17 protein-coding genes are annotated in these 24,566 nt (G+C 72.6%); 11 read left to right on the forward strand and 6 right to left on the reverse strand.

The genetic code is table 11. From position 1 onward, the window contains the following. Window positions 1-28 precede the first annotated feature (28 nt). From ACIPM1_RS03040 to ACIPM1_RS03050, 3 genes are all read left to right on the forward strand, one after another. Window positions 29-2,089, forward strand: a complete 2,061-nt coding sequence (locus tag ACIPM1_RS03040; protein WP_402428058.1) for a TerD family protein — start codon at window positions 29-31, stop codon at window positions 2,087-2,089. Between the two features lie 306 nt (window positions 2,090-2,395). After that, window positions 2,396-3,397, forward strand: coding sequence for a TerC family protein (locus ACIPM1_RS03045; RefSeq protein WP_402428061.1), 1,002 nt, complete (start codon window positions 2,396-2,398; stop codon window positions 3,395-3,397). A 127-nt stretch (window positions 3,398-3,524) separates the two neighbouring features. Further along, entirely contained in the window at window positions 3,525-4,625 is a 1,101-nt protein-coding gene (locus ACIPM1_RS03050; protein ID WP_402428064.1) for a calcium:proton antiporter, read from the forward strand. A gap of 21 nt (window positions 4,626-4,646) precedes the next feature. Here ACIPM1_RS03050 and ACIPM1_RS03055 read toward each other — a convergent pair whose 3' ends face one another. Further along, a complete protein-coding gene (locus tag ACIPM1_RS03055; protein ID WP_402428188.1) occupies window positions 4,647-5,915 on the reverse strand; it encodes an MFS transporter in 1,269 nt (422 codons plus the stop codon). 262 nt (window positions 5,916-6,177) lie between these two features. On the opposite strand from ACIPM1_RS03055, the gene aroQ reads away from it, so the two are divergent. After that, window positions 6,178-6,651, forward strand: a complete 474-nt coding sequence (gene aroQ, locus ACIPM1_RS03060; RefSeq protein ID WP_356191554.1) for a type II 3-dehydroquinate dehydratase — start codon at window positions 6,178-6,180, stop codon at window positions 6,649-6,651. 213 nt (window positions 6,652-6,864) lie between these two features. On the opposite strand, the gene ACIPM1_RS03065 is transcribed toward aroQ, so the two are convergent. Together ACIPM1_RS03065 and ACIPM1_RS03070 are read right to left on the reverse strand one after the other, a co-directional pair. Next, window positions 6,865-7,521: an MBL fold metallo-hydrolase gene (locus ACIPM1_RS03065; RefSeq protein ID WP_402428067.1), complete on the reverse strand. Its 657-nt coding sequence runs from the start codon at window positions 7,519-7,521 to the stop codon at window positions 6,865-6,867. Between the two features lie 46 nt (window positions 7,522-7,567). After that, window positions 7,568-8,254, reverse strand: a complete 687-nt coding sequence (locus tag ACIPM1_RS03070; RefSeq protein WP_402428070.1) for a maleylpyruvate isomerase family mycothiol-dependent enzyme — start codon at window positions 8,252-8,254, stop codon at window positions 7,568-7,570. Window positions 8,255-8,479: 225 nt separating this feature from the next. On the opposite strand from ACIPM1_RS03070, the gene uvrA reads away from it, so the two are divergent. Further along, entirely contained in the window at window positions 8,480-11,581 is a 3,102-nt protein-coding gene (gene uvrA / locus ACIPM1_RS03075; protein WP_402428073.1) for an excinuclease ABC subunit UvrA, read from the forward strand. A 101-nt stretch (window positions 11,582-11,682) separates the two neighbouring features. Here uvrA and ACIPM1_RS03080 read toward each other — a convergent pair whose 3' ends face one another. After that, the gene (locus ACIPM1_RS03080) at window positions 11,683-12,594 is read right to left on the reverse strand and encodes a carbohydrate kinase (protein ID WP_402428076.1); all 912 of its coding nucleotides are present in this window, start codon (window positions 12,592-12,594) and stop codon (window positions 11,683-11,685) included. Continuing rightward, the gene (locus ACIPM1_RS03085) at window positions 12,591-13,691 is read right to left on the reverse strand and encodes a LacI family DNA-binding transcriptional regulator (RefSeq protein WP_402428079.1); all 1,101 of its coding nucleotides are present in this window, start codon (window positions 13,689-13,691) and stop codon (window positions 12,591-12,593) included. Before ACIPM1_RS03085 ends, ACIPM1_RS03080 begins: the two co-directional genes overlap by 4 nt. Window positions 13,692-14,027: 336 nt before the next feature. On the opposite strand from ACIPM1_RS03085, the gene ACIPM1_RS03090 reads away from it, so the two are divergent. Continuing rightward, window positions 14,028-14,453: a Rieske (2Fe-2S) protein gene (locus ACIPM1_RS03090; protein WP_356191572.1), complete on the forward strand. Its 426-nt coding sequence runs from the start codon at window positions 14,028-14,030 to the stop codon at window positions 14,451-14,453. 27 nt (window positions 14,454-14,480) lie between these two features. On the opposite strand, the gene ACIPM1_RS03095 is transcribed toward ACIPM1_RS03090, so the two are convergent. Further along, a complete protein-coding gene (locus ACIPM1_RS03095) occupies window positions 14,481-15,428 on the reverse strand; it encodes a hypothetical protein (RefSeq protein ID WP_402428082.1) in 948 nt (315 codons plus the stop codon). Window positions 15,429-15,806: 378 nt separating this feature from the next. Between ACIPM1_RS03095 and uvrC the strand changes: the two genes are divergently transcribed. The 5 genes from uvrC (at window position 15,807) to ACIPM1_RS03120 (ending at window position 24,400) form a co-directional block, all read left to right on the forward strand. Beyond that, on the forward strand, window positions 15,807-17,984 hold the full coding sequence (gene uvrC, locus ACIPM1_RS03100; RefSeq protein ID WP_402428085.1) for an excinuclease ABC subunit UvrC: 2,178 nt from the start codon (window positions 15,807-15,809) through the stop codon (window positions 17,982-17,984). After that, window positions 17,981-18,982, forward strand: a complete 1,002-nt coding sequence (gene rapZ, locus ACIPM1_RS03105; protein WP_402428088.1) for an RNase adapter RapZ — start codon at window positions 17,981-17,983, stop codon at window positions 18,980-18,982. Before uvrC ends, rapZ begins: the two co-directional genes overlap by 4 nt. Then, window positions 18,979-20,073 (forward strand): uridine diphosphate-N-acetylglucosamine-binding protein YvcK, encoded by a 1,095-nt coding sequence (gene yvcK / locus ACIPM1_RS03110; protein ID WP_402428091.1) that lies wholly within the window; start codon window positions 18,979-18,981, stop codon window positions 20,071-20,073. The genes rapZ and yvcK overlap by 4 nt, the downstream gene beginning before the upstream one ends. After that, on the forward strand, window positions 20,064-21,053 hold the full coding sequence (gene whiA, locus ACIPM1_RS03115; RefSeq protein ID WP_053762310.1) for a DNA-binding protein WhiA: 990 nt from the start codon (window positions 20,064-20,066) through the stop codon (window positions 21,051-21,053). The genes yvcK and whiA overlap by 10 nt, the downstream gene beginning before the upstream one ends. Window positions 21,054-21,445: 392 nt before the next feature. Next, window positions 21,446-24,400, forward strand: a complete 2,955-nt coding sequence (locus ACIPM1_RS03120) for a M14 family zinc carboxypeptidase (protein WP_402428094.1) — start codon at window positions 21,446-21,448, stop codon at window positions 24,398-24,400. Window positions 24,401-24,566: the final 166 nt, after the last annotated feature.

Consider the following 24,566-nt stretch of genomic DNA (forward strand, 5'->3'; position numbering starts at 1 on the left):
GACACGGCGACACAGGGGGACGAGGGCGATGACGGCCGAGCTGGTGCGGGGGCAGAACCACCCGCTCTCCGAGGTCCGCCTCGAGATCCGGATCTCGGCCGGCACGCCGATCGTGGCCGCGGCCACGATCGGCGACGACCGGGGCACCGTGCGGGGGACCGAGTGGGTGGCCCACCCCGGCGCCCCCGTCCTGCCCGGAGTGGAGGTGCCCCGGCAGGCGGCCGCCGACCACCGGCTCGCCGTCGACCTGGGCGCCGTGCCGCAGGCCGCGCACCGCGTCAGCGTGCTGCTCGCACTGCCCACCACGGGCGCGGGACCCGCCTGCTTCTCCGCCGTCGCCGCGCCCTTCGTCGCGGTCACCGGCCTCGACGGCACCGAACTCGTCAGCTACACGATCACCGATCTGGACGCCGAGTCGGCCGTGGTCGCCCTGGAGCTCTACCGCCGGCAGGGCTCCTGGAAGGTGCGCGCCATCGGCCAGGGGTACGCCGGCGGCCTCACCGCACTCCTCACCGACCAGGGGCTGTCCGAGGCCGGCCGGCTGGCGGCCGCCGTCGACGAGACGGTGGCCCGGGGCCTGGCCCGGTCGGTCGCGGCCCCGCCGCAGCGCACGGCGGAGGGCGACCGCTCGCGGCACACTCCCGCCCCCGCCCTCGGCCCGGACCCCGGCGCCACCGCGGCGGCGCCGGGCGCCACCGGCCACGTGCCCTCCCAGCCCACTTCCCCGCACGCCGGACAGACCTCCGGCGCCCCAGGACAGCCGGCACCGCGGCCGCCGTACCCGGACCACGCGGCGTCGGAGCCGTCTCCGGAAGGATCCGGCGCCTCGCCTTCCGCGGCCCCCCAGCCGCCGGCGTCCACGGGCGGCCCCATCGACTACAGCCATCCCCGCAGGCGCCCCGCGGCTCCGCCGCCGCCCCCGCCGACCGCGCCCCCGGCCCAGCCCGGGCAGCCGGCGCAGCCCGTCGCGGGCGACGCGACCGGATGGTCCATGGACGAGCGGCTCTACAACCAGGTCTGGGGCATGTTCGAGGACCTGGCCCGTACCACCGCCGCCTACCGCAGCGCCGTCGACTTCGCCGACTCGCGCCGGGAGAAGGAGCTGGACCAGGTCCTCTCCGATCCGCGCGGCCGCATCGGCGGACAGGGCGACGCCGCGCGGGAGGCGGCGCGTGCCAAGCACGCCCAGCTCGTCGACCGGGCCAGAGAGGCCCTCGACCGGGACCTCGCGCAGCTGACCGCCGAGTCCGAGGTCGTCGAACCCGCGCTGCCGGCCGCGTACGCGCGCTGGGACAACCCGGTCTGGCACGGATACCGCGTGCCGATGGAGAACCCGATGGCCGTGCGTCTGGGCGACCTCCACCTGCCGGAGAGCCCGTCCCTGCGCATCCCCATGCTGGTCCGCCTGCCGCTGGAACGCGGTCTGTGGATCGACAGCGGCCGCTCCGCGTCCTCCGACGACTTCGGCACCGACGAGGACGCGCTGCGCCGCCTCGCCATGGACACGGCCGTGGCCCATGCGGCCCGGCTGCTCGCCGTCCATCCGCCGGGGGAGTTCGGGGTGCACGTCGTCGACCCGGCCGGGGCGGGAGCGCAGTCGCTCCTCCCGCTGGTGCGGGCGGGCGTCCTGGCGAGCCCTCCCGCGAACGGCGCCGCCGGTGTCGCCGACGTCCTGAGCCGGCTCACCCAGCGCGTCGACCTGGTCCAGATGGCCGTGCGCGGCGGGGCTCCGGACGCGCTGCCGCCCGGCTTCGACACCTCCGATCAGCTGCTGATCGTGCACGACTTCCCGCACGGGTTCGACGACCGGGCGGTGACCCGGCTGCGCTACCTGGCGGACGAGGGACCGACCGTGGGCGTGCATCTGATGATGGTCGCCGACCGTGAGGACGCGGCCTCCTACGGTCCGTTGCTCGATCCTCTGTGGCGCGCGCTGCTGCGGCTCACACCTGTCCCCGACGACCACCTCGCCGACCCCTGGGTCGGGCACGCCTGGACCTACGAGCCGCCGCTGGTACCGCCCGGCAGCCAGGTGCTCCACCAAGTACTCGCGCAGGTCGCGGCGGGCCGCCGCGACTGGAACCGCTGACCGCGCCGACCGTGCCGCCGACTGCGGACGGCGCGCGCACCAAGGAAACGTAAAGATCTCTGACCAGGCTTTTTGGTCTTTTCTTTGCCTTGCACTTTACCTTTCCTTGGTGATTCGGGTACTGTTTTCCGTGCGGAGGGGAGTACTCCCTGTCGGTTGCGGCGTGCCCGTCAATACGGATCCAGGTGGATCCCGGGGCGCCGGCTCCCGGGCCCGGGCGCGTCGCGCGCGGGCCCGGCGGGTGGAAGAGACCTCCGGCAGCGACGACGCTGACAGTTATGCCGTGACGCACCTGCCGGAGGCGCAGTGGACATCTCCATGACCCTGTGGGTCCTGACCATCCTCGGACTGGCCGCCCTGATCGCGGTCGACTTCCTCATCGGGCGCAAGCCCCATGACGTGTCGATCAAGGAGGCCGGGATCTGGACCGCCGTCTGGATCGCCCTGGCCGGTCTCTTCGGGGTCGGCCTGCTCGTCTTCGGCGGAGGTCAGCCCGCCGGCGAGTTCTTCGCCGGCTTCATCACCGAGAAGTCGCTGAGCGTCGACAACCTGTTCGTCTTCGTCCTGATCATGGCGAAGTTCGCGGTGCCCTCGCAGTACCAGCAGCGGGTGCTGCTGGTCGGCGTCCTCATAGCCCTGGTGCTGCGGGCCGTCTTCATCGCCGCGGGCGCCGCGATCATCGCGAGCTTCTCGTGGGTGTTCTACCTCTTCGGCGCGTTCCTCGTCTGGACCGCCTGGAAGCTCGTCCAGGAGGCCCGGGCCGAGGAGGCGGACGAGGAGTACGAGGAGAACAAGCTGCTCAAGGCCGCCGAACGCCGCTTCGGAGTGGCCGACCGCTACCACGGCACCAAGCTGTGGATCCGGCAGAACGGCAAGCGCGTCATGACGCCGATGCTGGTCGTCATGCTGGCGATCGGCACCACCGACGTCCTGTTCGCCCTCGACTCGATACCCGCGATCTTCGGCCTGACCCAGGATCCGTACATCGTCTTCACCGCCAACGCCTTCGCACTGATGGGCCTGCGGCAGCTGTACTTCCTCATCGGCGGCCTCCTGAAGAAGCTGGTCCACCTGTCCTACGGCCTGTCGGTCATCCTCGGCTTCATCGGCGTGAAGCTGGTCCTGCACGCCCTGCACGAGTCCGGGGTGCACGTCCCGGAGATCAGCATCCCGGTCTCCCTCGGCGTGATCTGCGCGGTCCTGACGATCACCACCGTCACCAGCCTGACGGCCTCGAAGAAGCAGTCCGAGCGCGAGGAGGTGCGGGAAGGGAGCGACCGCTCCCCGAAGGACAGCGTCGATGCCTGACCACCGGGCGCAAGCCCCGGCCCGCGCACCACGCGGGCACGGTTCCCCGCGCGCGAGCGCCGCGGGGCCCCGGGGCCCGGACACGGACCGGGGTGCGCGGGCGGTGGGCCTCTGCGACGATCGCAGCATGATCACGCGGCTCAGGGCTCTCACGGCGGCGTGGACGACCGCCGTGCCCGTGCTCGCGGTCGTCCTGCTGATCTTCACCTGGGGGCGCGGCCTGCCCGTCGCGGTCGTGGTGCTGGTGACCCTGGTGCTCGCCGGCTCCGTCCTGTCGGCCGTGCACCACGCCGAGGTGGTGGCCCACCGGGTCGGCGAACCCTTCGGGTCGCTGGTGCTCGCCATCGCCGTCACCGTCATCGAGGTCGCCCTGATCGTCACATTGATGGCGGACGGCGGCGACAAGAGCGCGACGCTGGCCCGGGACACGGTCTTCGCCGCCGTGATGATCACCTGCAACGGCGTGGTCGGGCTGTCCCTCCTCGTCGGCTCCCTGCGGCACGGCACGGCGGTCTTCAACGCCGAGGGCACGGGCGCCGCCCTGGCCACGGTGGCGACGCTGGCCACGCTCAGCCTGGTGCTGCCGACGTTCACCACCAGCAAGCCGGGCCCGGAGTTCTCCGGCGTTCAGCTCACCTTCGCGGCCCTCTCCTCGCTGGTCCTGTACGGCCTGTTCGTCGCCACCCAGACCGTGCGGCACCGCGACTACTTCCTGCCGATCACCCGGCAGGGAGAGGTGATCACCTCCGACGACCACGCGCGGGCGCCGTCCGCGCGTGCCGCCCGGACCAGTCTCGGACTGCTCGGTCTCGCGCTCGTCGGCGTCGTCGGCCTGGCCAAGGGCGTGTCACCCACCATCGAGTCCGGAGTGGCAGCCGCCGGGCTGCACCACGCCGTCGTCGGCGTGATCATCGCGCTGCTGGTGCTGCTGCCGGAGACCATCGCCGCGCTGCGCTCCGCCCGGCGCGACCGGGTGCAGACCAGCCTCAACCTCGCGCTCGGCTCGGCGATGGCCAGCATCGGCCTGACCATCCCGGCCGTCGCCCTGGCGTCCGTGTGGTTCTCCGGCCCGCTCGTCCTCGGCCTCGGCGCCACCCACATGGTCCTGCTCGCCCTCACCGTGGTGGTCGCCTCGCTGACCGTCGTGCCGGGGCGCGCCACACCACTCCAAGGAGGCGTGCACCTGGTGGTGTTCGCCGCCTACCTGGAACTGGCGATCAACCCTTAGCCCCGGGACGGGCCGCGGCTCTCAGGCGGCCGGCTCCACCGCCGCCACGGCGACCGGGCGGGTCTCCGGCAGCAGGGCGAAGCAGCCGAGGCTGAGCAGCGCGATCCCGGTCAGATAGGCGCCGACGCCCCAGGGGACGCGCCCGCCCCGCTCCGCGAGCGCCGTCGCCACGATCGGCGTGAGGGCGCCGCCGAGGACCCCGCCGAGGTTGTAGCCCACCGCGGCGCCCGTGCAGCGCACCCGCGGCTCGTACAGTTCGGGCAGATAAGCGGAGATCACGGCGAACATGGCGATGAACGCCAGCAGCGCCCCCAGGAAGCCCAGGAACATCAGCGGCGGCGCCCCCGTCGCCAGCAGCATGACCATCGGGAACATCCACAGGGCGGTCGCCGCGCATCCCGCCAGGCACAGGGGCCTGCGCCCGAAGCGGTCGCCGAGCAGCGCCACCAGCGGGGTGCAGGCGCCCTTCACCACCACGGCGGCCATGACGCACCCCAGCACGACCGTACGGCTCAGCCCCAGCCGCTCCGTCGCGTACGCCAGTGACCAGGTCGTCACGGCGTAGAAGACCGCGTACCCGACCGCGAGGGCGCCCCCGGTCAGCAGCACCAGACGCCAGTGACGGCGCACGAGTTCTGCGAACGGCAGGCGCGCGTGGACGTCGATCTCCAGGAAGCGGGGACTCTCGGGCAGCGACGAACGCAGCCACAACCCGGCCACGGCGAGGATCCCGGCCGCCCAGAACGGCACCCGCCAACCCCACCGGGCGAACTGCGCCTCGGAGAGCGTCACCGACAGCACCAGCACCGACCCGTTGGCTAGCACGAAGCCGAGCGGCGGACCCATCTGCGGAAAGCTCGACCACAGCCCGCGCCGCCGTGCGGGCGCGTGCTCGGCCGTCAGGAGCACCGCCCCGCCCCACTCCCCGCCCAGCCCGAGACCCTGCAGGAAGCGCAGCAGGAGCAGCAGCGCCGGAGCGGCCACCCCGATCGTGCCGTACGCCGGCACGCACCCGACCGCGACGGTCGACGCCCCGGTCAGCAGCAGCGAGCCCACCAGCACCGGCCGCCGACCGTGCCGGTCGCCGAGGTGACCGAACAGGACGGAGCCGAGCGGCCGGGCCACGAATCCCGCGCCGAAGGTGCCGAAGGCGGCCAACGTCCCCGCAACCGGCGAGAAGGTGGGGAAGAACAGCGACCCGAGGACCAGGGCCGCCGCGGTGCCGTAGACGAAGAAGTCGTAGAACTCGATCGCGGTCCCGGCGAGCGAGGCGGCGGCCAGCCGCGGCATGGACGGCCGGTTCGCGCGGTCCTTCGCCGGCTCCGGCACCGGGTTCCTCACGGAGCGTGCAACGTGCATGTCGCGTCAACTACCCACCGTCACCTGGGGTTACGGGGGCGCGTGGGAGCTCCGATCGTGCCGAGGACGTGCGGGCGTGCGCCCGGGTCGCTGGACGGCACACGGCGCGCCGCTCGCTCGTGACCGCGTGATAGACCGGGGGCTGAGCAGCGGTCCTTCGTGGGCCGGCAGATCCGAACGGACCGGAGGAACCGTGCCCCGCACTCTCGCCAACGCCCCCATCATGATCCTCAACGGCCCCAACCTGAACCTGCTCGGGCAGCGCCAGCCGGAGATCTACGGCTCCGACACACTCGCGGACGTCGAGGCGCTGTGCGCGAAGGCGGCCGCGGCGCACGGCGGCACGGTGGACTTTCGGCAGTCCAACCACGAGGGCGAGCTGGTGGACTGGATCCACGAGGCCCGGCTGAACCACGCCGGGATCGTGATCAACCCGGCCGCCTACTCGCACACCTCCGTCGCGATCCTGGACGCGCTCAACACCTGCGACGGGCTGCCGGTGGTGGAGGTCCACATCTCCAACATCCACCGGCGCGAGGAGTTCCGGCACCACTCGTACGTCTCGCTGCGCGCCGACGGCGTCATCGCCGGGTGCGGGGTGCAGGGGTACGCCTTCGCGGTGGAGCGGGTCGCCGCGCTCGCGGGAGCGGGTGCCGCGGACGCCTGACCGCTCCGCGCGGGGAGCCGGGGCCGTCGGCCGGGGGGCGGGGTTCGAGAGGCCGACGGCCCGTTCCGTGCAGGAGCCGTCGTCCTGTACGGGGCTGCCCTCCAGTCGACCGCGCGACGACGTGAGCCGGGAGCGCTCGCGTACCACCGGCGCGGGCGAAGCGTGCACACGGGGTGCGCGCGGGGGCGCGGGGGCCTCGTCCTGGGGCGCCCGTCACCACCCGCGCGCGTGCCACTCCGGCAGATGCGGGCGTTCCGCGCCGAGCGTGGTGTCGTTGCCGTGTCCCGGGTACACCCAGGTCTCGTCCGGGAGGACGTCGAAGATCTTCGTCTCCACGTCGTGGATCAGGCTGGCGAACGCCTTCGGGTCCTTGCGGGTGTTGCCCAGGCCGCCCGGGAAGAGGCAGTCGCCCGTGAAGAGGTGGGGATGACCGTGCGGGTCGTCGTAGACCAGCGCGATGGAGCCCGGTGTGTGCCCCACCAGTCGGCGCGCGGTGAGTTCCACGTGCCCCACCCGCACGGTGTCGCCGTCGTCGACGAGGACGTCGGTGGGCACCGGGATGCCCTCGGCGTCGTCCCGGCCCGCGTGCGTGCGCGCTGCGGTGGCCGCCGCGACCTCGGCGAGGGCCTGCCAGTGGTCGGCGTGGCGGTGGGTGGTGACGACGGAGGCGATCCCGTCGTCACCGATCATGCCGAGCAGCGTCCGCGCGTCGTTGGCCGCGTCGATCAGCAGCTGCTCGTCCGTGGCCCGGCAGCGCAGCAGATAGGCGTTGTTGTCCATCGGGCCGACCGCGATCTTGGTGATCATCAGGTCCTTCAGCTCGTGCACGTCCGCCGGGCCGCCGACCGTCACCTCTCCGCTGTACGTCATGGCCGTCAGCCTATAGCGGGGGAGTGGCCGCCGGGCCGACCACGGGCTACAGCGGGGGAAGCGCCGGGAGCGCGCCGCCCTCCGTCGTCAGGGCGGAGCCGTCGCGGCGCCCGGCGAGCCAGCCCAGCAGGTCCGCCCGACCTCCGGTGACGGTGACCGCCGGCTCGGCCGCCGTCCCGCCCGTGCTCCACGCGCGCGTGCCGTCCGTCAGGCGGGTCGGCGGCACGTCGGGCCGGCCCGCGAAGCGCTGGGCGAGGAAGTCGATCTCCCGCTCCACGAACTCCTCCGGCAGGTCCTCCAGTTCGTACCCGATGCCGAGGTCCACGTGGTGCAGTTCGACCTCCACCCACCTCCGGAATGGCAGCCGGGACGCCGAGTCGGTGACGCCGTTGCGCAGCTCCACCGTGCGCGACCAGTCCGCGGGCGCGGCTCCCGTGTCCTGGAAACGGTCCGCGCTCTCGCGCACGTCGGCGAGGTGCGCGTCGAGGCCGCGCGGGGCGTCCCGCTCGATGTCCGCGTCCCGGGCCTCGGCGGAGACGTACATGGGACGCCCCTCGAGGACGTTCACGAGCGCGTCCGCGTTGCGGGCGAGGTGGGCGAGGACATGGCCTCGGGTCCAGCCGGGCAGCCGTGACTGCTGTGTCACAGTCGCGTTGTCCAGTTTGCCGGCGGCGGTGAGCAGCCGGTCGGTAGCTTCGCGTACAGATGCCAGGTCGCGGACATGATCAGTCATGAGGGCGACCCTAGCCCCGCCACACCTTCGGGTGAAGGTGGTGGCCCCGGCCCGCAAATCGAATGCACGTGCTATAGGGTCGGGTGCGGCGTCGGGCATGCTGGAAGGCCGGGGATTGTTGTCGCATCCGGGGCATCCGACCGGCGTTGTCAGTGGCTCCCCCTAGTCTGAAGAAGGACGGGGGCCTCGCCCCTGTCACTTCTCTGAAGAAAGGTGCGGACCGGCGTGGCCGACCGTCTCATCGTCCGTGGCGCGCGCGAGCACAACCTGAAGAACGTCTCGCTCGACCTGCCCAGGGACTCGCTCATCGTCTTCACGGGTCTGTCCGGGTCGGGCAAGTCGTCCCTGGCCTTCGACACGATCTTCGCCGAGGGCCAGCGGCGCTACGTGGAGTCGCTGTCCTCCTACGCCCGGCAGTTCCTCGGGCAGATGGACAAGCCGGACGTCGACTTCATCGAAGGTCTGTCTCCGGCGGTCTCCATCGACCAGAAGTCGACCTCGCGCAACCCGCGCTCGACGGTCGGCACCATCACGGAGGTCTACGACTACCTGCGTCTGCTCTTCGCGCGCATCGGCAAGCCGCACTGCCCCGAGTGCGGCCGGCCCATCTCGCGCCAGTCGCCGCAGGCCGTCGTCGACAAGGTCCTGGAGCTGCCGGAGGGCAGCCGCTTCCAGGTGCTGGCCCCGCTGGTGCGCGAGCGCAAGGGCGAGTTCGTCGACCTCTTCGCCGACCTCCAGACCAAGGGGTACAGCCGCGCGCGGGTGGACGGCGAGACCGTCCAGCTGTCCAGCCCGCCCACGCTGAAGAAGCAGGAGAAGCACACCATCGAGGTGGTCGTCGACCGCCTCACGGTGAAGGACTCCGCCAAGCGCCGTCTGACCGACTCCGTGGAGACCGCCCTCGGCCTGTCCGGCGGCATGGTCGTGCTCGACTTCGTCGACCTCCCCGAGGACGACCCGGGGCGCGAGCGCATGTACTCGGAGCACCTGTACTGCCCGTACGACGACCTCTCCTTCGAGGAGCTGGAGCCCCGCTCCTTCTCCTTCAACTCGCCCTTCGGCGCCTGCCCCGAGTGCACCGGCATCGGCACGCGCATGGAGGTCGACCCCGAACTGATCGTCCCGGACGAGGAGAAGAGCCTCGACGAGGGCGCCATCCACCCCTGGTCGCACGGGCACACCAAGGACTACTTCGGCCGGCTGATCGGCGCCCTCGCGGACGCGCTGGGCTTCCGCACCGACATCCCCTTCGCGGGGCTGCCGCAGCGCGCCAAGAAGGCCCTGCTGCACGGCCACAAGACGCAGATCGAGGTCCGCTACCGCAACCGGTACGGGCGCGAGCGCGTGTACACCACGCCCTTCGAAGGCGCCGTCCACTTCGTCAAGCGCCGGCACAGCGAGGCCGAGAGCGACGCGAGCCGTGAGCGCTTCGAGGGCTACATGCGCGAGGTGCCCTGCCCCACCTGCGAGGGCACCCGCCTGAAGCCGGTCGTCCTCGCGGTCACGATCATGGGGAAGTCGATCGCCGAGGTCTCCGCGATGTCCATCAGCGACTGCGCGGACTTCCTGGGCGAACTGAAGCTCACCGCCCGCGACAAGAAGATCGCCGAGCGGGTCCTCAAGGAGGTCAACGAGCGGCTGCGCTTCCTGGTCGACGTCGGCCTGGACTACCTCTCGCTGAACCGCGCGGCCGGCACGCTCTCCGGCGGCGAGGCCCAGCGCATCCGCCTGGCCACCCAGATCGGCTCCGGCCTCGTCGGCGTCCTGTACGTCCTCGACGAGCCGTCCATCGGCCTGCACCAGCGCGACAACCACCGGCTGATCGAGACGCTGGTCCGGCTGCGCGACATGGGCAACACCCTCATCGTCGTCGAGCACGACGAGGACACCATCAAGGTCGCCGACTGGGTCGTCGACATCGGCCCCGGCGCGGGCGAGCACGGCGGCAAGGTCGTGCACAGCGGCTCCCTGAAGGAGCTGCTCGCGAACGCCGAGTCGCAGACCGGCCAGTACCTGTCCGGCAAGAAGGCGATCCCGCTGCCCGACGTCCGGCGCCCACGCGACCCCTCGCGGCACCTCACGGTGCACGGCGCCCGGGAGAACAACCTCCAGGACATCGACGTGTCGTTCCCGCTGGGCGTGTTCACGGCCGTCACGGGCGTGTCCGGCTCCGGCAAGTCGACGCTGGTCAACGACATCCTGTACACGCACCTGGCCCGCGAGCTGAACGGCGCGCGGAACGTGCCGGGGCGGCACACGCGCGTGGCCGGCGACGACCTCGTCGACAAGGTCGTGCACGTCGACCAGTCGCCCATCGGCCGCACCCCGCGGTCGAACCCGGCCACCTACACCGGCGTCTTCGACCACATCCGCAAGCTCTTCGCCGAGACCACCGAGGCCAAGGTCCGCGGCTACCAGCCCGGCCGCTTCTCCTTCAACGTCAAGGGCGGCCGCTGCGAGAACTGCGCCGGCGACGGCACGATCAAGATCGAGATGAACTTCCTCCCGGACGTGTACGTCCCGTGCGAGGTCTGCCACGGTGCCCGGTACAACCGGGAGACCCTGGAGGTCCACTACAAGGGCAAGTCCATCGCCGACGTGCTGAACATGCCGATCGAGGAGGCCATGGGCTTCTTCGAGGCCGTACCCGCGATCTCCCGCCACCTGAGGACGCTGAACGACGTGGGCCTCGGCTACGTCCGGCTCGGCCAGTCCGCCACCACCCTCTCCGGCGGTGAGGCGCAGCGCGTGAAGCTCGCCAGCGAGCTCCAGCGCCGCTCCACCGGACGCACGGTCTACGTCCTGGACGAGCCGACCACCGGTCTGCACTTCGAGGACATCAGCAAGCTGCTGACGGTCCTGTCCGGCCTGGTCGACAAGGGCAACACGGTCATCGTCATCGAGCACAACCTCGACGTGATCAAGACCGCCGACTGGATCGTGGACATGGGCCCCGAGGGCGGCGCGGGCGGCGGCCTCGTCGTCGCCGAGGGCACGCCCGAGGAGGTCGCCGGTGTCCCGGCCAGCCACACCGGCAAGTTCCTGCGCGAGATCCTCGGCGCCGACCGGATCAGCGACGCGGAGCCGGTGAAGGCGCCGCGGCGGGCGGCCGCCCGGAAGACGGTCGCGGCCGCGGCGACGGCGAAGAAGACGGCCACGGCCCGCACGGCCAAGGCGGCCGACGACACCGCGGCCAAGAAGGCCGGCGGAGCCACCGGGAAGACGGCCGCCGCGAAGAAGGCGGCGGCCAAGAAGACGGCGGCCACGAAGACGGCGGCCACGAAGGCGGCACCGGCGAAGAGGACGACACGGGCCCGCAAGGCCTGACGCACCGTAGTGAACGCGCGGCGCCCCACGGGGACTCCCCGTGGGGCGCCGCGCGTTGTCGCACCGTCACCGTCACCGTCGAAAGCGGACGGCACGGACCGCTAGAACGCGCCCACCTCGGACGCGTACGGCGGCTCCGCGCCCGCGCGCGAGCAGGTGATCGCCGCCGCGCGTGCCGCGAACCGCAGCAGCCGGGTCCAGCCGTCGGGCCCGAGCGCGGCGAGACCGTCCGGGGAGAGGGCGCCCTGGACGGACAGACCGTGCAGCAGGGCGGCGTTCACCGTGTCGCCCGCGCCGATCGTGTCCACCACGTCGACCTTCTCGCCCGGAACGGCGTGCACCGCGCCGTCCCGGGTGAAGGCGGTGAGCCCGTCCCCGCCGTGCGTGATCACGACGGCCGAGGGCCCCGCGGCCAGCCACTCGCGCGGGCTGCCGCCCAGCCAGTGGGCGTCCTCCTCGGAAAGCTTCAGCAGCGACACCGACGGCAGCCAGCGCGCGAACCGCGCCCGATAGGCGTCCGCGTCGGGGATGAGTCCGGTCCGGATGTTCGGGTCCAGCGCGGTGAACACGCCCTGCGCCGCGGCGGTGCGCATCAGGTCCTCGTAGGCGCTCGCCCCCGGCTCCAGCACGAGCGAACAGGTGCCGAAGGACACCGCCCGGGTGCCGGCCGGAAGCCCGGCGGGCGCGGTGAACAGCCGGTCGGCGGTGCCGTCGACGTAGAAGGAGTACGCGGCGGACCCGTCGGCGCCGATGGTGGCGACCGCCAGGGTGGTCGGCTCGGCTCCGCGCTGTACGCCGGAGACGTCCACGCCGGCCCGCCGCAGCCCGTCGAGCAGGGCCTCGCCGAAGGCGTCGTGCGAGGTGCGGGAGCAGAAGGCCGTGGCGGAGCCGAGGCGGCCGAGGGCGACCGCCGTGTTGTAGGGGCCGCCGCCGAGCGCCGGCTTGAGGTCCGTGAGGGCGCCCGTGCCCTGCGGTACCAGGTCGATCAGGGCCTCACCGGCGACGACGATCACGAGTCGGTTCCTTTCTCGGCTCGCGGCCAGGGGGTCCGGCGGGGGCCGCGGCCGGTTTCCGGCCCTTCCGGCCCTTCCGGCCGTTCCGGACACCCGCAGGAGGTGCGGTGGACGAAGGAACACGGGAGCCGAACCGTCCGGGCGGGCCGGTCCGGCTCGGCAAGGCGGTCCAGCAGCACCCGGACGGCCCGCGCACCCAGTTCCCTGCTGGGCTGGGCGATCGCGGTGAGTCGGGGCGAGAACAGATCGGCCCAGGCGAAGTCGTCGAAGCAGCACAGGGCGATGTCACCGGGCACGGACAGGCCCCGTTCGCGCAGCACGCGCAGGGCGCCGATGGTCATCGCGTTGTTGGCCGTCACCAGCGCCGTGGGTGGCGCGGCCCGCGACAGCAGGGCGGCGGTCGCGCGCTCGGCGCCGTCGGACGACGAGTCGCCGTGCACCACGAGCCGTTCGTCGTGGGCGAGACCGGCGGCGGTCAGGCCGTGCCGGTAGCCGGTGATCCGCTCGCTGGTGGTGCTGAGCCCGGGCAGGCCCGCGACCAGGCCGATCCGCCGGTGCCCGAGGGAGGCGAGGTGGGTGACGAGGAGGGCGGTCGGTTCCGCGCTGTCGGCGCAGACCTGGTCGAAGCGCGGGGTGTCGTGCGCCCCGGCGTCGACCAGCCGGTCGAGGAACACCGTCGGCAGGGCATGGCGCGTGAGGTAGCCGACGAGTTCGCGCGGTGCGGCGGACGGAGCGACGATCATGCCGTCCACACGGCGCTCGTGCAGGAGCTGGACGACCTTGCGTTCGTGGCCGGGGTCGTCGTGGGGGTCGGCGATGAGCAGGCTGTAGCCGTGCTCCAGGGCACCGGCCTCGACCCCCTGGAGGATCTCCGTGAAGTACGGGTTGCTGACGGCCGACACCGCCAGCCCGATGGACCGGGTGCGGGAGGTGACCAGGGAGCGGGCGAGGGTGTTCGGGGTGTAGCCGAGTTCCTCCACCGCGTCCAGCACGGCCTGACGGGTGTGCGGCAGCACCGGACGGGTGCCGTTGAGCACGTGCGAGACGGTCGCCACCGAGACGCCGGCGCTGCGCGCCACATCGGCCATGGTGGGCATCGGGTCTCCTTCCCGGACCGTCGTGGGGACCTCGCGGAGATCGTGGGGACCCCGCGGAGGCCTGGCGCGGGCCCGGCACGGGCCACGTACCGCCCTCGCGGGCCTCCTGGCGGGGAAGCTATCGCATCGCACCACCCCGCGTAAACGCTTGCGCAAGCGTTTACGCCACCCTCGTTCCCCCTCGATCCGCATCCCGCCCCGCCCCCGACGCAGCCCCGTCCCACTCCCGCCCCGGTCGCGGCCGGAGCGATACGGGCGGATATCGTCGGCGTGCGCAGCCGTGCCCCCATACCTCCGCGCACGGCCCCAGGCACCGCCCCGACCAGTGGAGACCTCATGTCCGGCCGACCCTCCGCGAGCCGCCGTACCGTCCTTCGAGGAGCGGCCCTGGCGCCCGTCGCCGGGCTCGGGCTCGCCGCCTGCTCGCCCGTCGGGGGAACCTCGGCCCCGGCGACCCCCACGGCACCGGTGGACCTCGGCGCCGAGAGCGAGCTGCCCGAGGGGGGCGCCCAGCTCCACCGGGACCACAACGTGGTGGTCAGCCGGGACGCGAAGGGCGCGCTGCGGGCGTTCAGCACCATCTGCACGCACGCCCAGTGCCCCATCAACAAGCTCCAGGGCACGACGCTCGTATGTCCCTGCCACGGCAGCGAGTTCGACGCCACGACCGGCAAGGTGGTGCGCGCCCCGGCCACCGAGCCGCTGCACGAGCTCCCGGTCCGCGCCAAGGGCGGCAGGATAGTCGCCGGGCCGGAGGCCTGACCGGCGCGGCCGTTCAGCGGCGGCCGCTCACTCCCACTCCCAGCCGATCCCCACGATCCCCGGCCGCACGCGTGACTCGACCAGGTTCACCGAGCGGTGCCGTTCGTTGACCCGCAGGTCGTGGCGGCCGGTGCGCGGGGCGGCCGCCGAGTGCTGGGTGAACCGGTGGCAGCGCACCGGAAGGGCGTCGGCGTCGAACCGCACCTGGAGGGCGTACTGCCCGCCCACGAAGCCGAAACCCCGGACGAACTCGCGTGACACGCCGGCGGTGCCGTCCTCGACGCCGTAGCGGAAGAGGAAGGTGTCGCCGGCCCGCAGCCGGGTGTCGAAGAGCAGTTCGGCCACGAGCACGCCGGTGTCGTGGTGCCGGCGCACCCGCCCGGTCCGGCAGTTCTCCAGGGCCTGCACGGCCATCCGTTCCGGCACGCACCCCGGGTCGCCGTGGTGGACGGCCACGAAGCGGTCCGCGCCGTCCCGGTGGGCGCGCACGATGTGCTGGGACTCGCGCTCCGCGAGTTCGCGCCGGGCACCGATCCGGACGCGCTCGTGGTGCCCGAGGATCTGCAGGCCGCCGTCGGGCGGGCAGTCCAGCTCGGCCAGCAGCCGGTCCAGCACTCCCGAAGCCTCGACCAGGGAGCGGTAGGAGCGCGCCGCCGGCTGCCGGGCGACGGACCGCTCCTCACTCTCGGCGAGCAGGCGGATGAGCGACTCCTCCGGCAACTGGAGGATCTCCTCCAGGGCCCGTACGGCGCGCAGGGACTCGGGGCGCTGCGGGCGCCGGGCGCCCTGCTGCCAGTAGCTGAGGCTGGTGACCCCGACCCGCACCCCGTAGCGCGAGAGGTGGTGCTGCACGCGCTGCAACGGCAGTCCCCGGGCGGCGATCGCGGCGCGCAGCGCGACGTGGAAGGGGCCGCCCCGCAGGGCCGTGTCCAGTTCCGCGGGTGCGGTGTCCGCGTGTTGTGGAGCGTGCGGCATGCAGGGGCCTTTCTGTGAAATGTTCACAACGGCTGGTCAGACCGTTCACGCCCTCGGGGCCGTCCGCAGGCGTGGCGGAAGGCCTCTTCACATCCGTACGCCGTCGTTCACGGCCCCGAGTTCCCCCGCATTGAAGCGTGTTGACCTAGTCCCGACAACACCTGAATCCGACAGCGGCGCGCTCCTGGCCGAGTCCGCACCCCGCTTCCCTGCGGCGGGGACGCCCGTCCGGGGAGGTGCGCCGCCGGACCGGAAACGGCCGGTCACGGTGCGTTGCCGTTCCCGGGCGCGGACCAGGCACGATGTCGTCCCCAGGCTCGCCGCGGCGTTGTCCACAGGCCCACCGCGGTGTCACCCCTCGCAAGTAGGGTGTGAGACATGGCCGACCCCTCCAGCTACCGCCCCAAGCCGGGAGACATCCCGGACACTCCCGGGGTCTACAGGTTCCGCGACGAGCACCGCCGGGTGATCTACGTCGGAAAGGCGAAGAGCCTGCGCCAGCGCCTGGCGAACTACTTCCAGGACCTGGCGAACCTGCACCCGCGCACCCGCAGCATGGTCACCACGGCCGCCTCCGTGGAGTGGACGGTGGTGTCCACGGAGGTCGAGGCGCTGCAGCTGGAGTACTCCTGGATCAAGGAGTTCGACCCCCGGTTCAACGTCAAGTACCGAGACGACAAGAGCTACCCGTACCTCGCGGTGACGATGAACGAGGAGTTCCCGCGCGTACAGGTGATGCGCGGCCACAAGAAGAAGGGTGTGCGCTACTTCGGGCCGTACGCGCACGCGTGGGCCATCCGGGACACCGTCGACCTGCTGCTGCGCGTCTTCCCGGTGCGCACCTGCTCGGCCGGCGTCTTCAAGAACGCCGCCCGCACCGGCCGCCCCTGCCTGCTCGGCTACATCGACAAGTGCTCGGCGCCCTGCGTCGGCCGTGTCACCGCCGAGGACCACCGCGAACTGGCCGACGAGTTCTGCGACTTCATGGCCGGCCGCACGGGCACCTACCTGCGCCGCCTGGAGAGGCGGATGACGGAGGCGGCCGAGGAGATGGAGTACGAGCGGGCCGCCCGCCTGCGTGACGACATCGAGGCCCTGAAGAAGGCCATGGAGAAGAACGCGGTCGTGCTCGCGGACGCGACCGACGCCGACCTCATCGCGGTCGCCGAGGACGAACTGGAGGCCGCCGTCCAGATCTTCCACGTGCGCGGCGGACGCGTGCGCGGTCAGCGCGGCTGGGTGACGGACAAGGTGGAGGACGTCACCACGGGCGCGCTCGTCGAGCACGCGCTGCAGCAGCTGTACGGCGAGGAGAAGGGCGACGCGGTCCCCAAGGAGGTCCTCGTCCCGGCGCTGCCCGATCCGGTCGAGCCGGTCCAGCAGTGGCTCACCGACCGGCGCGGCTCCAACGTCTCGCTGCGCATCCCGCAGCGCGGCGACAAGAAGGCCCTCATGGAGACGGTCCAGCGCAACGCCCAGCAGTCGCTCGTCCTGCACAAGACCAGGCGCGCCTCCGACCTGACCACGCGCTCGCGCGCCCTGGAGGAGATCGCCGAGGCCCTCGACCTGGACAGCGCCCCCCTGCGGATCGAGTGCTACGACATCTCCCACCTCCAGGGCGACGACGTGGTCGCCTCGATGGTGGTCTTCGAGGACGGCCTGCAGCGCAAGAGCGAGTACCGGCGCTTCCAGATCAAGGGCTTCCAGGGCCAGGACGACGTCCGGTCCATGCACGAGGTGATCACCCGCCGCTTCCGGCGCTATCTGGCCGAGAAGGAGAAGACCGGCGAGTGGGCCGACGGTGAGGACACCGCCGCCGGCACCCCGGCCTCCACCGCCGCCGGCATCCCGGCCGACGGTGGCCCCGGCGCCCCGGCCGCCGCCCCCGACGGAGGTCCGGCCGCCCCGGGCGCCGGCGGTTCGGTGAACGGCGCCCCGGACGGCCTCGTCGAGGAGGACGGGCGGCCCAAGCGGTTCGCGTACCCGCCGCAGCTCGTCGTCGTCGACGGCGGGCAGCCGCAGGTGGCGGCCGCCCGGCGGGCCCTGGACGAGCTGGGCATCGACGACATCGCCGTGTGCGGCCTGGCCAAGCGCCTGGAGGAGGTCTGGGTGCCCGGCGAGGACGACCCGGTCGTCCTGCCCCGCTCCAGCGAGGGCCTCTATCTGCTGCAGCGCGTCCGCGACGAAGCCCACCGCTTCGCGATCACCTACCAGCGCACCAAACGGGCCAAGCGGTTCCGGGCCGGACCGCTGGACGACGTGCAGGGTCTCGGCGAGACACGCAAGCAGGCGTTGATCAAGCATTTCGGCTCGGTCAAGAGGCTGCGATCCGCCACAATCGACCAGATCTGCGAGGTCCCCGGCATAGGCCGCAAGACGGCCGAGACGATCGCTGTGGCACTCGCCCAGGCGGCCCCGGCCGCCCCTGCCGTCAACATGGCGACGGGAGAGATCATGGAAGACGTGGAAGACGTGGTACCCGGGACGACGACGGGTTCCGCAGGGGAGCCCGTGCCCACGGGCAGCCCGGACGAGCGACGGGGGCAGGAGACATGACAGAGCACGAGAAGCAGCCCACGACTCAGCCGGATCAGGCGCACACGGAAGCGCGCGAGGACCACCCGCAGCAGACGGTCCAGAAAGACGGAGCACAGGTGAGTACGGGCATCGACACGGCCGGGGTCCCCGAGGCGGCCATCCCCGAGCTGGTGATCATCTCCGGCATGTCCGGGGCCGGCCGGTCCACGGCGGCCAAGTGTCTGGAGGACCTCGGCTGGTTCGTCGTCGACAACCTGCCGCCCGCGCTGATCCCCACCATGGTGGAGCTCGGCGCCCGCTCGCAGGGCAACGTGGCGCGCATCGCGGTCGTCGTCGACGTCCGCGGCCGCCGCTTCTTCGACAACCTGAGGGAGTCCCTGGCGGACCTGGAGGCGAAGCACGTCACCCGGCGGATCGTCTTCCTGGAGTCCTCCGACGAGGCGCTGGTGCGCCGCTTCGAGTCGGTGCGCCGCCCCCACCCCCTCCAGGGCGACGGCCGGATCGTCGACGGCATCGCCGCCGAGCGGGAGCTGCTGCGCGAGCTGCGCGGCGACGCCGACCTGGTGATCGACACCTCCAGCCTCAACGTCCACGAGCTGCGCGCCAAGATGGACGCCCAGTTCGCCGGCGAGGAGGAGCCGGAGCTGCGGGCCACCGTCATGTCCTTCGGCTTCAAGTACGGCCTCCCGGTCGACGCCGACCTCGTCGCGGACATGCGGTTCCTGCCCAACCCGCACTGGGTCCCAGAGCTGCGCCCGTACACCGGCGTCAACGAGGAGGTCGCCGCGTACGTGTTCAACCAGCCCGGCGCCAAGGAGTTCCTCGACCGCTACGCCGAACTGCTGCGGCTGGTCGCGGCCGGCTACCGCCGCGAGGGCAAGCGCTACGTCACCATCGCCATCGGCTGCACGGGCGGCAAGCACCGTTCGGTGGCCATGTCGGAGAAGCTCGCCGCGCGGCTCGCGGCCGAGGGCGTGGAGACCGTCGTCGTGCACCGGGACATGGGGCGCGAGTGACCGGACGTACGCTCCGGCTGAGCAGGCTGCGCCGGGTGGTGCCCGAGGCGCGTGCGGGCCGACAGTCGGCCGAGTCGCGCGCCGGCCGCCCCGCGGAGGCCCGCGGGGCCCGGCCGCGGCGCCGCGGTGCCCAGCCCAAGGTGGTCGCCCTCGGTGGCGGCATGGGCCTGTCCGCCTCGCTCGCCGCACTGCGCCGCATCACCGGCGACCTGACCGCCGTCGTCACCGTGGCCGACGACGGCGGCTCCAGCGGGCGCCTGCGCGACGAGCTGGGGGTGCTGCCGCCCGGCGATCTGCGCAAGGCGCTGGCCGCGCTGTGTGGGGACGACGACTGGGGCCAGACCTGGGCCCGCGTCATCCAGCACCGCTTCACCTCCCAGGGCGACCTGCACGACCACGCGGTCGGCAACCTGCTGATCGTGGCCCTGTGGGAGCAGCTCGGCGACCACGTCCAGGCCCTGGACCTGGTCGGCAAGCTGCTCGGCGCGCACGGCCGGGTGCTGCCCATGTCCGCCGTGCCCCTGGAACTGCAGGCACTGGTCAAGGGGCACGACCCGGAGCGGCCCGAGGACGTCGACACCGTCCGCGGCCAGGCGACCGTCGCCCTCACCCCCGGCGAGGTGCAGTCCGTGCATCTGGTGCCGCACGACCCGCCCGCCGTCCCCGAGGCCGTCGCGGCGGTCCTGGACGCGGACTGGGTGGTGCTCGGCCCCGGCTCCTGGTTCTCCTCGGTCATCCCGCACCTGCTGGTGCCCGGCCTCCTGGACGCGCTGACGCAGACCAGGGCGCGCCGGGTACTCTCACTGAACCTCGCTCCGCAGCCAGGAGAAACCGACGGCTTCTCCCCGCAGCGTCATTTGGAGGTTTTGGGACGACACGCCCCTAAACTCGCCCTGGACGTGGTGCTGGCCGACGAGGCCGCCGTACCCGACCGCGAGGTCCTCACCGAGGCCGCCAAGCGGTTCGGTGCCGCGGTCGAGCTGGCGCCGGTGGCCCGGAGAGACGGAACCCCTCGGCACGACCCGGAGCTGCTGGCCGCCGCGTACGACCGTATTTTTCGGATGCATGGAAGGATCGGCCCATGGCGATGACGGCAGCGGTGAAGGACGAGATCTCCCGGCTCCCCGTCACCCGGACCTGCTGTAGGAAGGCGGAGGTCTCCGCCATCCTGCGGTTCGCCGGCGGCCTCCATCTGGTCAGCGGGCGCATCGTGATCGAGGCGGAGCTGGACACCGCGATGGCGGCCCGGCGCCTGAAGCGGGACATCCTGGAGATCTTCGGCCACAGCTCCGAGCTGATCGTGATGGCACCCGGCGGCCTGCGCCGGGGATCGCGCTACGTCGTGCGCGTCGTGGCGGGCGGCGACCAGCTGGCCCGCCAGACCGGCCTCGTCGACGGCCGGGGACGCCCGATCCGCGGCCTGCCCCCGCAGGTGGTCTCGGGGGCCACCTGCGACGCCGAGGCGGCCTGGCGCGGCGCCTTCCTGGCCCACGGCTCGCTCACCGAGCCCGGCCGCTCCTCCTCGCTCGAGGTGACCTGCCCGGGACCGGAGGCCGCGCTGGCGCTGGTCGGCGCCGCCCGCCGGCTGTCGATCGCGGCCAAGGCGCGCGAGGTGCGCGGGGTGGACCGGGTGGTCGTCCGCGACGGTGACGCCATCGGCGCCCTGCTGACCCGGCTCGGGGCACACGAGTCGGTGCTGGCCTGGGAGGAGCGGCGGATGCGCCGCGAGGTCCGCGCCACGGCGAACCGGCTGGCCAACTTCGACGACGCCAACCTGCGCCGCTCGGCCCGCGCCGCGGTGGCGGCCGGAGCCCGGGTCCAGCGCGCCCTGGAGATCCTCGCCGACGACGTGCCCGAGCACCTCGCGGCGGCCGGCCGGCTGCGCATGGAGCACAAGCAGGCCTCCCTGGAGGAGCTGGGCGCGCTCGCCGACCCGCCGCTGACCAAGGACGCCGTCGCCGGACGTATCCGCCGTCTGCTGGCGATGGCCGACAAGCGCGCCTCCGACCTCGGCATCCCGGGCACGGAGGCCAACCTCAGCGAGGAGCTGGCGGACAACCTCGCGGGCTGACACGGAGGACGGCGAAGGCTCCGCGCGCCCCGCAAGGCCCGCGCGAGCCCGCGTCGTCACCGGTGGCCGGTAGCCGGCCGCTCATCCCCGTGCCCTTACTTTTACTTTCCTTGCCGGCGAGTGCCCCCGCCGACTGCCCCTCACCGCTCCCATCGACCCCGTCCGCCCCCACGGTCGGCCCCAGCATCCGGACCCCCGTCCGGCCCCGCGGTCGGCCCCAGCATCCCGACCCCCGTCCGCCCCCGCAGTCGGCCCAACGCCCGGGCGCTCGTGCTGAATTGAGGCCCCGGTACCTGCATTGCCCTGTCTTTGACGCACCCTTGACTCGATCTAGGAGTGACATGAGCCTGGCAACTGTTCGCCGCCGTGGCGGACCACCGCTAGGGGGGTTCATGAGACACAGAGCGAGATCGATCCTCGCTGTCGGCGCGCTGCTGCTCGGCGGAGCGGGCCTCGCGCCCGTCGCCCAGGCGCAGAACGGAAGTTCGCCCCGGCCCGACCCGGACGAGGTGAAGGTCTTCCGCGCCGACGTCACCGCGCGGCAGTTACCCCTGCTGCTGAAGGCCGGTCAGGACGCCCAGGAGCTCGGCGAGCGGATGGGCGGCAGAAAACGGGCCGCCGTCGAGCTCTACCTGACCGACCGGCAGGCCGAGCGGCTCCGGACGCAGGGCGTCCACCTCACCGAGCACACGCTCTCGGCCACCGCCGGCAGACGCGTCGCCGCCGCCGGCCAGGGAGTGTTCCGCCCGTACAGCGGCAGGGGAGGCCTGAAGGAGGAGATCGTCCGAACCGGCCGGTCGCATCCCGGCCTCACCAAGGTCGTCTCCATCGGCCGGACCGTGGGCGGCCAGGACATCCTCGCGGTCAAGCTCACCAAGGACGCCGGGAAGACCAGGGACGGCTCCCGGCCGGCCGTGCTGTACATGTCCAACCAGCACGCACGCGAGTGGATCACGCCGGAGATGACCCGCCGGCTGATGCACTACTACCTGGACCACTACCGGACCGACAGGCGCGTGAGGAAGCTCGTCGACACGACCGAGCTGTGGTTCGTCGTCTCCGCCAACCCCGACGGGTACGACTACACCTTCAAGGACCCCGGTACCCGCCTGTGGCGCAAGAACCTGCGCGACGTCAACGGCGACGGCACCATCTCCACCGGTGACGGCGTGGACCTCAACCGCAACTTCCCCTACAAGTGGGGCTACGACGACGAGGGTTCCTCGCCCAACCCCACCAGTGAGACCTACCGGGGCGCGGCCCCCGCCTCCGAACCCGAGACGCAGGCGCTGGACCGGTTCGAGAAGCGCGTCCACTTCGCCTTCGGCATCAACTACCACTCCGCCGCCCAGCTCCTGCTCTACGGCGTCGGCTGGCAGGTGGCCACCCCGACCCCGGACGACGTCCTCTACAAGGCGCTGGCCGGCACACCGGACAAGCCGGCGATCCCCGGCTACCGCTCCCAGGTCTCCTCGGAGCTGTACACCACCAACGGCGAGGCGGACGGCCACGCGGCGAACGTCAACGGCATGGGGATGTTCACCCCCGAGATGTCGACCTGTCAGACCGCCTCGAACGCCGACCCGAACGACGCCTGGAACGCGGCCGACTGCCGGTCGGTCTTCACCTTCCCCGACGACGAGAAGCTGATCGAGCAGGAATTCGAGAAGAACGTCCCGTTCGCGCTCTCCGTCGCCGAGACGGCCGCCCACCCCGACCGGCCGGCCTCGTCGGTCGGCCTGAGCGCCGCCGACTTCACCCCGGCCGCCTTCCCGACGTCGTACGCGCGCGGCGCCGACCAGCAGGTCTCCGCCGTCGTACGCAAGTCCGTGCGGGACAAGAAGCTCAGGTACCGCGTCAACGGCGGCCGCACCCAGGAGCGGGCCCTGCGGCCCTGGAAGGGCGGCCGGACCTACGGCGGCGACGACAACCTCCACTTCGACGAGTACCGGGCCGCGGTCCGGGGAGCGCGGCCGGGCGACCGGGTCGAGGTGTGGTTCACGGGCCGCGGCGGCAGCGGCAAGCGGGTCTCCGGCGGCCGCTTCACCTACACCGTGGCCGAGCGGCCCCGGGCCGACACGCTCGTGGTCGCCGAGGAGGGCGCGGCCGCGACGCAGGCGCGGACGTACGTGGACGCGCTGAAGGCGAACGGCCGCGCGGCGATCGTCTGGGACGTGGCGCGGCAGGGCGCACCCGACGCGCTCGGCGTGCTGCGGCACTTCCGCACGGTCGTCCACTACTCGGGGCCCAAGGGCCCGGGAAACCCGACCCAGTTGCAGTTGCGCGCCTACCTCAACGAGGGCGGCCGGCTGATCGAGGCGGGGGAGCGGGCCGGCGGCAGCGTCGACCTCGGCGACGGCACACCCTCGGACGACTTCAGCCAGTACTACCTGGGCGCCTACTCGCGCACGTCCACCTCCGGGGCCACCGGCTTCACCGGATCCGGCCGGCTCGCCGGCTTCACCGGCGCGCTCGGCGACGCGCCCGGCAACCCGCTGGACCAGGCGGGCACCTACGGGGTGACCTCCGAGGAGCTGCCGGCCGACAAGTACCCCCAGTTCACCAGTGCGGGCGCCGGGCGGTTCGCCGGGACCGTCAACCCGTACGGGCCGTACACGGGCGCGTACATGGCGGCCGCGGTGCACAGCGACGACGGCTACAAGCGCCTCACCCGCACCATCGACCTCACGAACGTCGCAGCCGCCGACCGGCCCGCGCTGCGCACCCGGCTGCTGTGGGACACCGAGCCGGGCTACGACCACGCGCTCCTGGAGATCCGCACCAGCGGGGCGGACGACTGGACGACCCTGCCCGAGGCCGGCGGGCGCACGAGCACCGCCGTACCCGCGGAGTGCGGGGCCGGGTTCCTGGTCAACGAGCACCCCTGGCTCAGGCACTACCTGACCCTGTCCGCCGGCGGCTGCGCCCCCACCGGCACCAGCGGCGCGTGGAACAGCCTCACCGGATCCTCCGGCGGCTGGCAGCAGGTGAGCTTCGACCTGAGCGCGTACGCCGGCAGGTCGGTCGAGGTCTCCCTCGCCTACGTCACCGACCCGGGCACCGGCGGCCACGGCGTGCTCGCCGACGACGCCTCGCTCGTGGTCGGCGGCACCGCCCGGGAGACCGAGGGCTTCGAGACGTCGCTCGGGCCCTGGAGCGTGCCCGGACCGCCCGCGGGCAGCCCGGCCGCGCTGAAGGACTGGGCCCGCACCGGCACCCTTTTCCGGACGTACGGAGCGGTCACCGCGAACCGGACCGTACTGCTCGGATTCGGGCTCGAGCAGGTGGCCGCGGCGGCCGACCGGACGGCCCTGCTGAGGAGGGCGCTGACGGCAGTCGACAAGTGAGCCGACCCCCTCTCGAAGGGGCACCCGACAACTGAGCCGACCCCCTCACGAACGAGTACCGAAGGGGGTGGAAAGGCGCCGACTTTCTCTGACAAAACGGGGTGTTCCGGGCGCCTGCTCGGGGTGGTCCGTACCCCTACTGGCGGGTACGGACCAGGGTGCCGTG

Origin of the sequence: Streptomyces sp. NPDC086766, assembly GCF_044746005.1 — a bacterium.
Lineage (GTDB): Bacteria > Actinomycetota > Actinomycetes > Streptomycetales > Streptomycetaceae > Streptomyces.